This is a genomic window from Sphingobacterium bambusae, from assembly GCF_033955345.1.
GTDB lineage: Bacteria > Bacteroidota > Bacteroidia > Sphingobacteriales > Sphingobacteriaceae > Sphingobacterium > Sphingobacterium bambusae.
In genome coordinates this window covers 3,798,728-3,813,173 of record NZ_CP138332.1, presented here as the reverse complement: position 1 = coordinate 3,813,173, position 14,446 = coordinate 3,798,728, and the positions used below count along the sequence as shown (strand labels likewise).

The 14,446-nt window shown below is 44.9% G+C and carries 11 protein-coding genes; 7 read left to right on the top strand and 4 right to left on the bottom strand.

Features of this window, described 5'->3' with window-relative positions:
* Positions 1–98: 98 nt before the first annotated feature.
* Both SCB77_RS15850 and SCB77_RS15845 read right to left on the bottom strand, forming a co-directional pair.
* Entirely contained in the window at positions 99–884 is a 786-nt protein-coding gene (locus tag SCB77_RS15850; RefSeq protein WP_320182971.1) for a DUF4292 domain-containing protein, read from the bottom strand.
* Positions 874–2,589, bottom strand: coding sequence for a tetratricopeptide repeat protein (locus tag SCB77_RS15845; protein ID WP_320182970.1), 1,716 nt, complete (start codon positions 2,587–2,589; stop codon positions 874–876). Before SCB77_RS15845 ends, SCB77_RS15850 begins: the two co-directional genes overlap by 11 nt.
* Positions 2,590–2,850: 261 nt before the next feature.
* Here SCB77_RS15845 and rplM point away from each other — a divergent pair, with 261 nt between their 5' ends.
* The 5 genes from rplM (at position 2,851) to SCB77_RS15820 (ending at position 8,516) form a co-directional block, all read left to right on the top strand.
* On the top strand, positions 2,851–3,294 hold the full coding sequence (rplM, locus tag SCB77_RS15840; protein WP_320182969.1) for a 50S ribosomal protein L13: 444 nt from the start codon (positions 2,851–2,853) through the stop codon (positions 3,292–3,294).
* Positions 3,295–3,305: 11 nt separating this feature from the next.
* Positions 3,306–3,692, top strand: coding sequence for a 30S ribosomal protein S9 (gene rpsI / locus SCB77_RS15835; RefSeq protein ID WP_189627418.1), 387 nt, complete (start codon positions 3,306–3,308; stop codon positions 3,690–3,692).
* Positions 3,693–3,710: 18 nt separating this feature from the next.
* A complete protein-coding gene (rpsB, locus tag SCB77_RS15830; protein WP_320182968.1) occupies positions 3,711–4,526 on the top strand; it encodes a 30S ribosomal protein S2 in 816 nt (271 codons plus the stop codon).
* A 174-nt stretch (positions 4,527–4,700) separates the two neighbouring features.
* Positions 4,701–5,537, top strand: a complete 837-nt coding sequence (tsf, locus tag SCB77_RS15825) for a translation elongation factor Ts (protein ID WP_320182967.1) — start codon at positions 4,701–4,703, stop codon at positions 5,535–5,537.
* Between the two features lie 174 nt (positions 5,538–5,711).
* Positions 5,712–8,516, top strand: coding sequence for a hypothetical protein (locus SCB77_RS15820; RefSeq protein ID WP_320182966.1), 2,805 nt, complete (start codon positions 5,712–5,714; stop codon positions 8,514–8,516).
* A 44-nt stretch (positions 8,517–8,560) separates the two neighbouring features.
* Here the strand turns inward: SCB77_RS15820 and SCB77_RS15815 are convergent, their stop codons facing one another.
* Positions 8,561–10,393, bottom strand: coding sequence for a vWA domain-containing protein (locus SCB77_RS15815; RefSeq protein WP_320182965.1), 1,833 nt, complete (start codon positions 10,391–10,393; stop codon positions 8,561–8,563).
* Between the two features lie 82 nt (positions 10,394–10,475).
* On the opposite strand from SCB77_RS15815, the gene SCB77_RS15810 reads away from it, so the two are divergent.
* Together SCB77_RS15810 and SCB77_RS15805 are read left to right on the top strand one after the other, a co-directional pair.
* A complete protein-coding gene (locus SCB77_RS15810; RefSeq protein ID WP_320182964.1) occupies positions 10,476–11,045 on the top strand; it encodes an RNA polymerase sigma factor in 570 nt (189 codons plus the stop codon).
* Positions 11,035–12,276 (top strand): carboxypeptidase-like regulatory domain-containing protein, encoded by a 1,242-nt coding sequence (locus SCB77_RS15805; protein WP_320182963.1) that lies wholly within the window; start codon positions 11,035–11,037, stop codon positions 12,274–12,276. Before SCB77_RS15810 ends, SCB77_RS15805 begins: the two co-directional genes overlap by 11 nt.
* A 136-nt stretch (positions 12,277–12,412) precedes the next feature.
* Here SCB77_RS15805 and SCB77_RS15800 read toward each other — a convergent pair whose 3' ends face one another.
* On the bottom strand, positions 12,413–14,176 hold the full coding sequence (locus tag SCB77_RS15800; protein WP_320182962.1) for a M60 family metallopeptidase: 1,764 nt from the start codon (positions 14,174–14,176) through the stop codon (positions 12,413–12,415).
* Between the last annotated feature and the right edge of the window lie 270 nt (positions 14,177–14,446).

The following is a 14,446-nucleotide window of genomic DNA, read 5'->3' as shown; positions in this document are numbered from 1 at the left end:
AACCGTTTTCTATAAATATCGGTTTAAATTAAGCCTACAAAAATAAGGATATACCTGTTAAGCACGTAATTATTTTGCGCTTTTGTATATCCCTGTAACTAATTTATCACTTTATACCGCCCGGAAACCGAAAAGGGCATCTCGACATCTTCATTAAAGGTCACGCGATTATACGCCACGCTCGCCTTTAAGGACAACTGTTCACCCAAGATATTCAACGCCAAATTATTTGGAAAATTATATCCTCCGTAGCTGGCATAATCGCTGTAGAAGGCTTCTAGATTTTGCGTTCCGCCGACTTCCTGCAGCACAAAGTTGAAAGGGCGATTGGATTTATTGATGCGATACTGGTAGGACAATTGATCCTTGACTCCCACCACAATAAACTCATCGGTGGCGCTAGCGACCTGCATACTGCTGTTGCGCAGCAAGTTCGAGGACACATTAGCAATAAGCAAATCTTGAAGCGTATGGAAGTTGATCCCGCGATTTGTATAGTGGTAAATGTAGTTAAACGGCTTGGCAATATATTCGCCAGCCAATTTATTCAGAATCTTGACGCTATCCGGTGTGATCATGACACGCGCGACCTCAATGCCGAGCGTAGCGGTAACGGAAAGCCAAATAGCCTTATCCCGTTGCATTCGAATATTCAAGGTCAAGTCATGCACTTGCTTATCCAGTTCTATTCGAGTTTTAGCCCGACCTGAGAATGTATGAAAATCGAGATTATTCATCTCAAAGCTCTTAATACTGGCCTCATTTGCGGCCGTCACGTCTTTGGGTGTCCCATGATCGGGCAAGCTCACCCGCTTTTTGGTCTTACAGCCGACAGAAAGCAACGTCACTGCCAGCAACAACACAATAGCCCCTCTATTCCACATAGCTCTTCTTCTCGATTTTTAGTTTAATTTTCTCCAGATCCAATCCGCTTCCTCCATTCATCGACAAGGCTTTTTCCCATTGTTTTACCGCCTCTTTTGCATTCCCGTTCTTGTAAAGAATATCTCCATAGTGATCGTATAGCACGGCTGATGGTGAAGCTCCCCGCAAGGCTTTTTCGATCCATTTCAATGATTCCTTATATTTCTCCTGTTTAAAAAGAACCCAAGCGTAGGTATCCTGAAAGGTATTGGACGTGGGATCCAGTTCGTTGGACTTCTTGGAAAGCTCAGCCGCGACTTCTAGCTTCTCGTTCCGTTCTGACAAGTAATAAGCGTAATTATTCATCGCGGTAACATTGGTGCTATCCAACTTGATAGCCTCTTCATAGGCCACATCAGACACTTCAGCCATCTTTAACTTATGATATAGATCGCCCAACCCCGCGTAAATCAGCGATTGAAGATAGGTATTCTCCTGCCCGCTGTTATCCAATGCAGATTCCATCATCTTGCGCGCATTTTCACTATCGTCCTTCACCATATAAGCCAGCCCTGTAAAATACAGCAGCATCGGATTATTAGGATTAGATTCCAAGGCTTCAAATCCGTGTGCGATGGCTTGGTCCGCTTCGTTAAGCGCCAACTCCACATTCATCAACATACGCCAAGCATCGATATGTCCCCTATTAATCCCAACAGCCGTCAGAAACAAGGAACGAGCCTCCTGCAACTGCCCACGACGCCATAGAATATCACCCTTAGCAACGTGACTATCTGCCACACGCGGATGCTTAATAACCAGAATATTGGCCAACTCTTGTATTTGATCCAAGCTGAAGGCACTTTTACCGCTAAGCATGGTAAATATAGCACGATATTTATCGGCGTAATCAACATTGGATGATTCAAAGGCCTTCTTCAATGATTCCAGCGCTGGCTTATTTTTCTTTTCTGCACTGTAGGCATCAGCCATATCCAAATACAGCAGATCGTTTTTTGTATTGGCATAGCCTTTTTGCAAAACCTCCAAGGCTTGCTTGCTTTGCTTTTTATCAAGATAGATATAAGCCAAGGTGCTATACACCTGCCTGATGCCCGAATTTTCCTTTACCCAGGGCAACAATACAGCTTGCGCCTCATCATGGCGTTCCATATCCACTAGCACCTCCGACTTGATCACATCAAGGGTATCCGACTTCCCAAACCGATCAACTGCATCAGTATATACATCCAATGCCTGATCGGACTGCTTATTCGCATGCAACAACAACATCTTCTCGCGATAGAGCGAAGCATTATCTGGATATTGAAGTATGACCTGATCCACCACGGAAATCGCTGACGACAAGTCCGCAGCACTCTTATAAAGCTCAACCAGGTAATTCGCAAACAGCAAATTCCGCGGCTCCAATGATAACGCTTTCTGCGCAAGAGGAATGGCTACCTCTAGATTTCGAGCCTGCCCAAACAACAATGCTTTCGCATAATAAACCTCCGCCGCGTCCGGATATTTCGCGATAACGGCATCTAAGGTTTCTATCGCGCCGGCGAGGTCACCGTTCCGAAGTTTGCCTTCCACCAACGTCAGTTCGTTCTTATAAGGCTTGTCGGCCACGGGCACCTGCTGCGCCTTGACCTCTGTAAATAATGACAGCCCCATTACGACGGACACGCCTAAATAGACGAACTTCTTACTAATCTTCATTAATTTTCCCTTCTTAAATTTTTCTATGTGTATGCTACACATTATAAAGATGACAAAAAAACGCAAAAGTTTAGGCATGTAATCTTAAAACATGTTAAATATTGCATACCCATCCCTTAAGGCGATGATCCTTGCACAACAGCCTGAAACACAAAAATAAAATTCGCTTTTATTTTATAGAATATTTATCGTACCTTTGCAGACCTCATTGTAGGGATTACAAGAGGAATACATATTTATTAATTAATTAAATAAAAGCAAGTGAATACGTTAAGTTACAAAACTGTCTCTGCCAACAAGAACACCGTTAACAAAGAGTGGATCGTTGTTGACGCTGAAGGAGAGATTTTGGGGCGCTTGGCAAGCGAAATTGCGAAAGTAATTCGCGGAAAGCACAAGCCTACATTCACCCCACACGTAGACTGTGGAGATAACGTGATCGTTATCAATGCAGACAAAGTTAGATTGACAGGAAACAAATTGGGCGACAAAGTTTATGTTCGCTACACGGGCTACCCAGGTGGTCAGCGTTTTGTTTCTCCAAAAGAACTATTGGCTAAACACCCGGAGCGCATTATCGAGAAAGCTGTTCGCGGTATGCTTCCTAAAAACCGTTTAGGCCGTGAGTTATTCAGAAACCTTTTTGTTTATGCTGGTTCAGAGCACAAACATGAGGCACAGAATCCAAAACCAGTTAAATTTTAAGGAGAGCAAACATGTCAACAACTAACACTTCAGGAAGAAGAAAAACTGCTGTTGCCCGCATTTACTTAACTGCTGGTAGCGGAAACATTACCGTAAACGGTAAAGATTTTAAAGTATATTTCCCAACATTGCCTTTGCAATACATCGTTACTCAATCTACAGAGGTAGCTGGTGTTGCTGGAAATTTTGATGTAAATGTTAACGTTCAAGGTGGTGGTGTCAAAGGACAAGCCGAAGCAGTACGTTTAGCGATTGCTAAAGCTTTGGTAGAACTTGACCCAGAAGTAAAACCAGCTTTACGTGCTAAAGGTTTAGTTACACGTGATGACCGTATGGTTGAGCGTAAGAAACCAGGACGCCGCAAAGCACGTAGAAGATTCCAATTCAGTAAACGTTAATCAAAGGAGGATCAAAAAATGGCAAGAACAACTTATCAAGAATTATTGGATGCAGGTGTGCACTTTGGTCACCTTACACGTAAATGGGATCCGAAAATGGCGAAGTACATTTTCATGGAGCGCAACGGTATCCACATTATCGACTTGAACAAAACGCTTACGAAATTAGAAGAAGCTGCTTCAGCTATCAAACAAATCGTAAAATCAGGTCGCAAAGTACTTTTCGTAGCAACGAAAAAACAAGCAAAAGAAATCATCGCTCAACAAGCGAAAGACGTGAACATGCCTTTCGTAACAGAAAGATGGTTAGGTGGTATGCTTACAAACTTCCAAACAGTGCGTAAGTCCATCAAAAAGATGTCTAACATCGACAAAATGCAAAAAGATGGTACATACGATGTATTGTCTAAAAAAGAGAAGTTGATGATTCAACGCGAGCGTATCAAATTAGAAAACCTTTTAGGTGGTATTGCTGATTTGAACCGTTTACCTGCTGCCCTATTCATCATCGATGTGAAAAAAGAACACATCGCTGTTGCGGAAGCAATCAAATTGAGCATCCCTACTTTTGCAATGGTCGACACAAACTCTGACCCTTCAAATATCGATTTCCCTATCCCTGCTAACGATGATGCTACAAAATCAATTAGCTTGATCGCTGGAATCATTGGTAAAGCGATCCAAGAAGGATTAGAAGAGCGTAAACGCGATAAAGAAGAGGATGCAGAAAAAGAAGCTGCTGCAGCTAAAGCTGCCGTTGATAACGGTACAGAAGCTGTTGATGCAGATGCTAACGCTGGAAAACGCCCTCGTAAAGCGAAAGACGGAGAATAATATTCTATAGTAAGCCGGATAAACAAGTGTTAGCCTTTTTGAAGTTCGACTTCAAAGCGTCTACATTAGTTTGTCCGGTTTTTTGTTATTTAACAAAAGTTTAATGCCCAAGTTGCATAATGATGCTATACTTGCAAGGCTTTTAGATTGTAAATTTTTTAAAGAAATAAAAACATGTCAGTACAAATTTCTGCATCAGATGTGAACAAATTGCGTCAACAAACAGGCGCTGGTATGATGGATTGTAAAAAAGCATTAGTGGAAGCTAATGGTGATTTCGAAGCAGCTGTTGATTACCTACGTAAAAAAGGTGCTAAAGTTGCTGCTAGCCGTCAAGACCGTGACTCTAACGAAGGTGTTATCGTAGCAAAAGCTACAGCTGATGCAAAATCAGGTATTGTAGTTGAAGTAAACTGTGAAACTGACTTCGTAGCTAAGAATGCTGATTTCGTCGCTTTCGCAGAGAAAATTGCCGATATCGCTTTGGCTAACAAACCAGCTTCTTTGGAAGACTTGAAAGCCTTAGAAATCGACGGTAAGAAAATTGCAGATGCATTGATCGAACAAACCGGTGTTATCGGTGAGAAAATCGATGTTTCTAAATACGAAACTATCTCTGGAGATAAAGTTGTTGCTTATATCCACGGTAACTACCGTTTAGGTGTATTAGTAGGTCTTTCTGCTGACGCTGAAGGTGCTGAAGAAGCAGGTAAAGATGTAGCGATGCAAATTGCTGCAATGAATCCAGTTGCGATCGATAAAGATGGTGTAGATTCTCACACTATCGAGCGTGAGCTTGAAATCGCTAAAGAGCAAATCCGCGCAGAAGGTAAACCAGAAGAAATGGTTGAAAAAATCGCTGCTGGTAAATTGAACAAATTCTACAAAGAAAACACGTTGTTGAACCAAGAATTCGTTAAAGATTCTTCGAAAAACATCGCACAATTCTTAGACTCTGTTTCCAAAGGTTTAACCGTTACTGCTTTCAAACGCGTACAATTGGGTGCATAACCTAATAGCTTGTTAAACAAACTCTTTAGGGAGTCTTAATAACAGATTAACGAAAGCCTGTCCAATCTACGGACAGGCTTTTTCGCGTTTAAAAACAGGGACACTATTTCCAAAATTATTTTTTATTTTAGAAGTATGTCTTTCTGCTGTTTTCCATATTGTCGCCTTCAGCTAATGTCGCCCCTGCTATCAACGGCGTTGCTGCTGTTCAGTCTGTTGGCGGCATGCTATGAAAACGCTTGTGGACAAGTACAATCCAATGCCTATCTCACCAAGGGCGCATATGCCGAGAAGATATACCTGCAGCTGGATGCTGATGTGTATACCAACGATCAAACTATTTGGTTCAAAGCCGTTGTGCTGGAATCTGCCGGCCACTACCCTTCTCAACTTAGCGGCGTGCTTCACGTAGAGCTAGTGGCTCCCAACGAAGAGATTATCGCTAGCAAGCGTATTAAGCTAAGCCAAGGCAGCGGACACGGTGCTTTTGAATTGAAAAAGACTTATCCGGCAGGAAAATACCTGCTACGCGCATACACCGAATGGAACCATAATTTCGGCCGTGATTTTGTTTTCAGCAGATATGTAGAACTTTTTCCGGCCACGATAGAAACCAAAATGGCGCCCATCATCGATACCAAAATGCTGGAACATATGCCCAATACCTATCGGTTGCAGGCAAAACTGTTTCCACGGCTGATCGATCCTACGCACCGCAAACAGCTGCACATCTACCTTATCGTAGATGGTAAAAAAGACAGCATCCGGTTAAAAGAGAGTAACCAAGGATACTACCTTTTGGATGAACAACTCCCACCAAACGCTGCCACAGCCATCATACAAATGCATACGGATAACGGTATCCGCTATACTAGAAGCTTAACAACCCCAACGGCACCAATAGATCTACAGTTTTTCCCCGAAGGTGGAGAATGGCTGGAAAACATACCCACAAAATTGGGCTTTAAGGCGGTAGCACCCACTGGAAAAGGAATCGCGGTATCGGGAACCATATTCAACAACATCGGCGATACCATCAGCCGTTTCCAAAGCAACCACTTAGGAATTGGAAGTGTGTACCTGATGGCGAATGAAGGAAGTACCTATCATGCGGTCGTGGATAGTTCGAACGAGAACAGTGCTATTCACGCGGCGCGCTACCCACTACCACAACCTAGCAAAAAGGGAAAGCGATTGGCCATATGGCAAGACGAAGAACATATCAAGGTAAACATCCAAAGCACGGAAACAATCCAAGACAGTCTATTTGTACAAGTCAGCTGCCGAGGGAACCTTTATTACCTGATCAAAACCGGCACCAAAAGCAACCAGATTTTAGCATCTATCCCGAAGAATAGCCTGCCAGAAGGCATCATTCTTTTTACCTTACTAGGTCGCGACATGCGGCCGATCGCTGAGCGCATCTACTTTCACGAACGGCCGGAAAACCGTCTAGCAATACGAGCATCAACAACTAACGATAGCTACGAAAAACGTTCGAAAACTGACCTGCAGATTCAAATATTGGGAAGAGATAGCCTACCTTCGGAGGCAAAACTATCGGTTATGGTCGTGAGCAGTGATCATATCGGCAAGAAGGCTTCCACACGACAAAATATTTTGACGCACTTTCTCCTTCAATCGGATTTGCGTGGCGAGGTTGAAGAACCCTACCACTATTTCCAAGGCGATTCCGCAACGCGTGCAGCGGCGTTGGACGCCCTAATGTTAACGCAGGGATGGCGTAAATACAAATACAATGAGCCGGTGCCAGATTCCTTTCTAATTCAACCGGAATTTACACCTTATATCGCTGGCGATGTATCGGGACTGCTGTCGAAAAAAAAACAAGCAGGTATACAGCTTTCCCTGATCGGATTTGGTGCCAGCAATGTCTTCCAAGTGCAAAGTAGCGATAGCCTAGGCAGCTTTTACTTTCAACTGCCGGATCAGTACAGTGATACGCTAAACGTCCTGCTACAAACAAGCAATAAGGCCGGAAAAAACCGCGATTACACGATTCAGCTGGAAAAGCGACATCAAGTGGACGCGGGCTACAATGCCTTACATTCGTTGGAACCTGTGGACAGTATCACCTCACTTCTTGGACTCCGACGACAAGAACGCAGTAAGCGAGAGGCCGCATACCGCATAGCTGCAGGAGGAATCCTGTTGGACGAGGTCGTCGTAGAGCGGAAACAATTAAACGAACAAGAACAAAAGGTATTGGACACCTACGGCGCGGCAGACGTCGTGATATCGGGAAAGGCAATTCAAGAAAAAGAACAAAAATGGTCTTACGGCCTTTATAGTGTCTTATTGTTTAATTTCCCACGTGATATTAGCATTGATCGCACGGAGGGACCAGGAGGATACTTGGTAGCCAAAGTACCCGGTCGAGATCCCACATTGGTTGTTGTTGACGGGATCCCTGTACCGGGCCACTCCTACGACATCATCCCTAATTTCCCGCCTAGTGAAGTCAAGAGGTTCGAAGTTATTCGTTTTGCAAAGAACTTCGCCAATTTGTATATGCAAACCTACCCCGAGGCTTCACCTATGAACATCCCTATCGTAGGACACGTAGTTGCTATCTACACCCATGCAGGGCAAGGCGTGTACAATGTTCGTCGATCGCCAGGCATTATGCAGGCGGCTGTTCCGGTGTATTCGCCCGTTGTTGAGTTTTATGCTCCACGTTACGCATCGATGTCTGCAGAGGATGCCGCTAAGCCCGATTGGCGTACTTTGCTACACTGGCTTCCCGATGTCTTGACCGACAAGGAAGGGAAAACTTTCGTGGATTATTACAACGGCGATAACCTTGGCGAAACAACAGTTATCATCGAAGCCTTCAATGAGGCAGGAGACGTGGGCTATTATGAATATCGATACAACGTAGCGAACAAAGACGATGGTTCTTCAATCCGCAGTTCACCCGCTGCCGTATTGGCTGACGAGCAAACTGCAGATGAATAAGCCAAGTATGCAATAACACTACGCGTGAGAATCTTCTTATATACCTAATCAGCTTGTTGTGCCGTGAGCAGCGCTTCAGCGTCTTCCGCTAAGCGGACAAACTCCATCCGGTACCCCTCGATATCGGCGCCACTAGCTGCCCGTGCTCTGGCTATCAATGACGGAAAGCTGGCTTGCTGCCTATAGTCTGAATGGCGTAAAAGCATGCCAAACTCGGCAACAGCCGAAGCAAATCTAAAGTCTGTCGATACGTCATCCAATGGAGTTATCTTATTGCTAACTGTGGCCTGCTTTAGTTTCGAGCTATCCGAATTGGGGTCTTTGTAGCGAAATTTTACCGTTGCCACTTCGCCAACGAGTGGTCCGCCTTCTGGGGTAGATGCTTGTTGGTATTTCAACGGATCTACCGTACCAATAATGGATGATTTTGTGCCTACCGGTACGATCTCATATAGTGCAGTCACCGTATGGCCTACGCCCATATCGCCACCAATCTTGGTATCGTTATTAAAGTCTTGTGCTTCCAATAAGCGATTTTCGTAGCCCACAAGCCGGTAGGCCTGCACCTGTGCAGGATTAAATTCGACTTGAATCTTGACATCTTTTGCTACGCTGAACAATGTACCACCAAATTCAGTGATAATCGCTTTGCGGGCTTCCGAAATATTGTCGATATACGCATAGTTTCCACGGCCCTTGTCTGCGAGGATCTCCATCTTGCTATCTTTATAATTTCCCATACCATAGCCCAAGAGTGAAATATTGATACCACTTTCACGCTGCTTCTCGATCAGTGCCTCCATATCCTCATCACTGGACGCTCCTACGTTGAAATCTCCATCGGTAGCCATGATGATACGGTTGTTCCCGTTCTTGATGAAATTGGATCGTGCAATCTGGTAAGCCTTGATAATGCCGGCTGCACCAGCAGTAGAACCTCCGGCCTCCAAGGCATCAATAGCGTCCTTAATCTTCATTTTTTCGCTCCCCGATGTACTTTCCAACTTCACCCCTGCGGATCCAGCATAGGTCACAATTGCTACCCGATCGTTTGTTCGCAATTGATCCACCAGCATCTTCAGCGAAGATTTTACCAACGGCAATTTATTGGCATCATACATAGAACCAGATACGTCGATCAAGAAAACGAAATTGGAAGCGGGCAGCTGCTCTTTAGGCACATCTTTAGCTTTAAGCGCAATACGCAACAACCGGTTTTCCTTATTCCACGGTGCCACGGTTAACTCGGTCTTTATCGACACCGGATCGCCATTGCTGGGCGCCTCCAAGTCATACTGAAAATAGTTGAGCATTTCTTCTACACGCACCGCATCTTTCGGCGGAACCGTCCCCATCTTCAACATCCGGCGTACGTTGCTGTACGAGGCGGCATCCACGTCCGCAGCGAAGGTAGAAAGCGGTTCTTTCCGCGGATTGATAAATGTATTCTCTTTAATCTGAGCATAGCTCTCCTGCGGTGCCTGTGCTGGAGAAGCTATTGCCATGCCTCGTATCATGACCGCATTCGATGATTGTTTCGCACGTCCAGCATATGCTGTTACAACTACTTCTTCCATGAACATCACTTCAGGTTTCAACATGATCTTGATTCTGTTCTTTTTACCAAGCTTGACAAACTTGGTTTCAAATCCGATCATCTTAACTTCCAAACTATCGCCTACCGAAGCTTCGATGCTGAAAGCACCGTGTTTATCGGTCTGTATCATTACTTGGGTGCGTGGGTTCGATACAGAAGCACCAGCAATTGCTTGGCCCGTTCCGGATTCCATCACCCAACCGCTTATCTCCGCGCCCAAGCAGGTGCCAATCCCAATCAAGATCGCACATAGTGCAGATAAAAATGTTCTCTTTTTCATAGCTTATCTATTTTTTGGAGATGGATGCAGGAAAATATTAATTTCCATAAGCGAGAAAAAAAAATTATTTTGCCTTCGAAATATGAAGCTCCATAGGTCGTCAGAACAAACTCTATCCGATGAGGAATTACTTGCTCGCTACGGCGAAACGCGTGATTTGGCTACGCTAGCAGTGCTATACACCCGACATAGCGAAATGGTCTACTATGTATGCTTACGTTATTTCAAGGAGAGTGAGCGCAGCAAGGATGCCGTCATGCAGCTCTTTGAAGAGCTTGTCCATAAGATTCCTAAACAGGCGATAAAAGATTTTCCAAAATGGCTGTATGTAGTTGCCAAAAACCATTGTTTAATGGCATTGCGGGCGAACAAGCAACAGTTTATTATTCCTGTCGATAATTTTGTGGAATTTTCGGTAAACCTGCATCAAGATGAAAACTATGCGGAAAAAGAGGAACGGTTATCGCTGTTGGAAAATTGCATGGACAAGCTACCTGCCAAGCAGAAGGTTACGGTAGACCTCTTTTTCTTACAAGAAAAGTGTTACAAGGAAGTCGCCGAACTGAGCGGATACAATTTAAATGAAGTAAAGAGCTTTATCCAGAACGGAAAAAGAAACTTGAAAATTTGTATGGAGAAAAATGCAGAATAGGAAATTTGACATAGCGTATATACGTCGTTACGTGCAGGGCGATCTTTCTCCAAAGGAGATGCATGAGCTCGAGCGTGCCGCAGAGGCCGATGAAATGCTTATGGATCTTATTCTGGGCGTAGAAACAGAATACGCCAAGAAGCTTCCATTGCCGACCATTGATCTACAACAACGTATCGAAACCCGCGCCTACCCTAAAAGCGACCGAAAAATACTACCCTGGAAATTCCTTGGAGCTGCAGCTTCACTTCTTGCCGTTATCGGGGTTTCCGCATATTTCCTACTATGGTCTCCGCCTTCTCAACATGAACAGAAGATAGCAACAGCAGAAACGGATCACTCTTCCGACCAAAAGCAAGAGCATCTCCCTTTAGCGGATACGAATAGCCTAGGTGCAACACAAGAGCAGCGTGACGATAGCTCGGAGCAGCAGATTGCTGCAACAACCGCTAAGCCCGCGCCACCTATCGTCGAAGAAAAGCCTCGGCCAACACGAGAAGAGACCGAACTACCGGCAGACCTCTTTTTGGACAGTAATGCCATTGTGCTCGCACAAGCCCCCAGCAAACAATTGGAAGCCGTGGAGGTCAAAGCCGCACAAGCCCATCGTAAGCAATCGGTCGCAGGTAGTACGCCGCAGATATTGATCCGAGGATCGAGTAGTCTGACATCTAGTAAAGCAGACCAAACCGTGGTCTTTGGAAAAGTGCTGGACAGTGAAACCAATACACCATTAGCCGATATTGTCATCAAGGATCTTATATCCAATAAAACGACTAAAGCAGACAGCCTAGGAAGATTCGTGATCGTCTCCGATTCGAATCAGGTCAACTTAGCGCTAAGCTATATAGGCTACGAACCAAAGCAGTTGCTTGCCGGTACCTCCGAACTTGAAATTCGGCTAGATCCTATGCAAAACAGCCTAGAGGAAGTCGTTGTTTCTGGGTACAGCAAAAAAACGTCGATGCCGAAAAAACCAACGCCTATTGGTGGCTGGCGAGCTTTTGATGCCTATATCAAAAAAGCTGCAAAAGCGAGTGACCTTACATCGGGATCGGTAACCCTCCGCTTTGACTTAGATGCGACAGGTAACCCTACGCATATCCGCATCGAAAAATCTACCAGTGCAGCCCACGAGGCCAAAGCGATACAAGTGCTAAAAGATGGTCCGAAATGGGAACATGGTCGGTTAGATAAGGAAACCAAGCTAACGATCGAGTTTAGAGAATAACGCTATAATCTAAAAATTATCGATTGCCCTTTAGTACAAAAATTTCAGTGTGTACGACAAACTAGCCGCCTTCTCTGGAAGGCGGCTAGCGAAAAAATTAAAAATACATCAGTCGCAGTGAGCAGCTTATGTACACTTAGAAGATGCTTACCTCAGCCATCGCCGCAAAGCCAGTTTCGTCAAAACCACTTTTAAAGATGAGCTTGAAGTAACGCGAGGAGACCGCAGAGCCCAATGTCAGTTGCTGTGCCGTTGTGCTCTCCGTCAGCGCGTAATCGCCAACGCTTGACCAATTGAGATTATCACCGCTGACCTGAATCTCTATATCTTTCACTTTGCGTGATCCGTTGCGTTGTGTGAGTGCAAAACCATTGATCAACTTGCTTTCCTTCATGTCTACGCTTACAAAGTGCGGATATGTGTCTGGATTCGTCGACCAACGCGAGTGCCAGTATGTTGCAGCATTGCCATCCACGAGATTGGACGCACGGCCATTCTCACCAGCAGTCTCCTGCGAGCTATACCCCACCACGAGCCACTTGTTCTCCCAATCCGGATCATCGGTCTTTGTCGTTAGGTCTTCTGTGGGCGCAGGTAGCCCCAAAGCGGCGATTTCTAAATACACGGATTCATTGACCTTAAGACCCCACTTTCGGAAAAATTCTGTCAGGTTTTTACCCGAGATCGTACAAGCCTTTAGCATAAAATAGCGCATTTTCTGTTCTGTGGTAGACAAGGATACTTGATCTTCCCGAGTTTCCTTATGCAACCGCTGGTAGAAACTGTCGCCAAAGCCTAGCCAAAGTTGCTGAAACATCGCTAAGCGGACAAAAAGATCAGTGGTTTCCGCATTAAAGCTCTTCTCCGCATAAGGTATTCCGAGGTAGTCCATCGCTGCATTCCATACCCCATCGCGGGTCAGCCTTGATGTAGGGATTCCCATTTTACGTTCCGCAGCCAGAGAATAAATATTCACCGTCACTTCACCTAAACCATCCCAAGTCCATGCGCCTTGTTGGTGCATATGCCCCAGTTCGTGCCAAGGTCCCCAGCCATCATTACGGATGCCATTCACTGTCAAAATAGTATTCATCACATCAGTATGGTACCACGTACGATACCAAGTGGCGGCCATATAGGTATCTGCCATATCGGTTTCCGTCATAATGATCTTGTGGGTATTTCGCGCATGCTGTGGCGACGAGTTGTCGATACCGCTGATTGCGTACTCCGCATCCGACACCTGCTCGAGCAGCTGCATAAGCTCCTGCTGATCTTCCGATCGGTAAGCTAGAGCTTTCGCGCGCGAGGATACAATGATGTTCGTGCCATTTTCAAGCAATACATCAGGTGCTGTCGTCCAATTATCCAACATGGATTGCCATTGCGCATTGCTGGTCTTTCCCAGTACAAAATGGGGAACCGGTTGATGTCCTTGTCGGAATTCTATGCGAATACGCCCCGATATGGCACTGTTATCGTTGGCAGGGTAACGAATAAACAACAGGCCACCAAGCGCATCGCCTGTGATAGTTTGTAGTCCTGTTGTCAGGTTGACCGATCGAGGATCCCAACGCGCTTGATAGCGTGAGTAGGAACCAATAAGAAGTCTAGGGATACCACTTCCCGGTTCTAGTTGCTCTACATAGAGTACAAGATCGGTATTGGGCGGCACAAACAAACCCGTGGATGTAAAATCCGATGCCGGATTGGACTGTCCTAATCGACGTGCCTCTCGCTGCCCAGAAGGCTTTTCTTGAAAGGTTTGGATACTATCAAAAGCAATGAATAAGCTATCGGCTTGCTCGACCACGGTTTCGCTCAGCAGCGTGCGCTTGCAAGAAACCGGCAACATCGCGAAAAAGGCAGCCACAACGAGAATTGAATTTCGTTTCATCATAATTGTAGTGATTTACAAGGTATTTCATTTCAAGTATAATTATATTTCCGTAGATAAAAAAAATCAAAATCAAACAATCGATTGCGCAAAATTTCACATAGAAATAAGTTCGAAAACGAATTGTACAGCAATTTATTTATGCGCAAGTCGCATATAAGTATTTACTATATAAAGATTAGCTACTCATCGCAGACTACTTTTACACAATAAACCTTACATTAGTAGTAGCACAGAACTACGGCTGCGGCCGATGATGAATACAATTCCAAT

Excerpts from the sequence above, each read along its gene's own strand:
- SCB77_RS15850 (WP_320182971.1), bottom strand. The coding sequence starts at position 884 with ATGTGGAATAGAGGGGCTATTGTGTTGTTGCTGGCAGTGACGTTGCTT.
- SCB77_RS15845 (WP_320182970.1), bottom strand. The coding sequence starts at position 2,589 with ATGAAGATTAGTAAGAAGTTCGTCTATTTAGGCGTGTCCGTCGTAATG.
- rpsI (WP_189627418.1), top strand. The coding sequence starts at position 3,306 with ATGTCAACAACTAACACTTCAGGAAGAAGAAAAACTGCTGTTGCCCGC.
- rpsB (WP_320182968.1), top strand. The coding sequence starts at position 3,711 with ATGGCAAGAACAACTTATCAAGAATTATTGGATGCAGGTGTGCACTTT.
- tsf (WP_320182967.1), top strand. The coding sequence starts at position 4,701 with ATGTCAGTACAAATTTCTGCATCAGATGTGAACAAATTGCGTCAACAA.
- SCB77_RS15820 (WP_320182966.1), top strand. The coding sequence starts at position 5,712 with ATGTCGCCCCTGCTATCAACGGCGTTGCTGCTGTTCAGTCTGTTGGCG.
- SCB77_RS15815 (WP_320182965.1), bottom strand. The coding sequence starts at position 10,393 with ATGAAAAAGAGAACATTTTTATCTGCACTATGTGCGATCTTGATTGGG.
- SCB77_RS15810 (WP_320182964.1), top strand. The coding sequence starts at position 10,476 with ATGAAGCTCCATAGGTCGTCAGAACAAACTCTATCCGATGAGGAATTA.
- SCB77_RS15805 (WP_320182963.1), top strand. The coding sequence starts at position 11,035 with ATGCAGAATAGGAAATTTGACATAGCGTATATACGTCGTTACGTGCAG.
- SCB77_RS15800 (WP_320182962.1), bottom strand. The coding sequence starts at position 14,176 with ATGATGAAACGAAATTCAATTCTCGTTGTGGCTGCCTTTTTCGCGATG.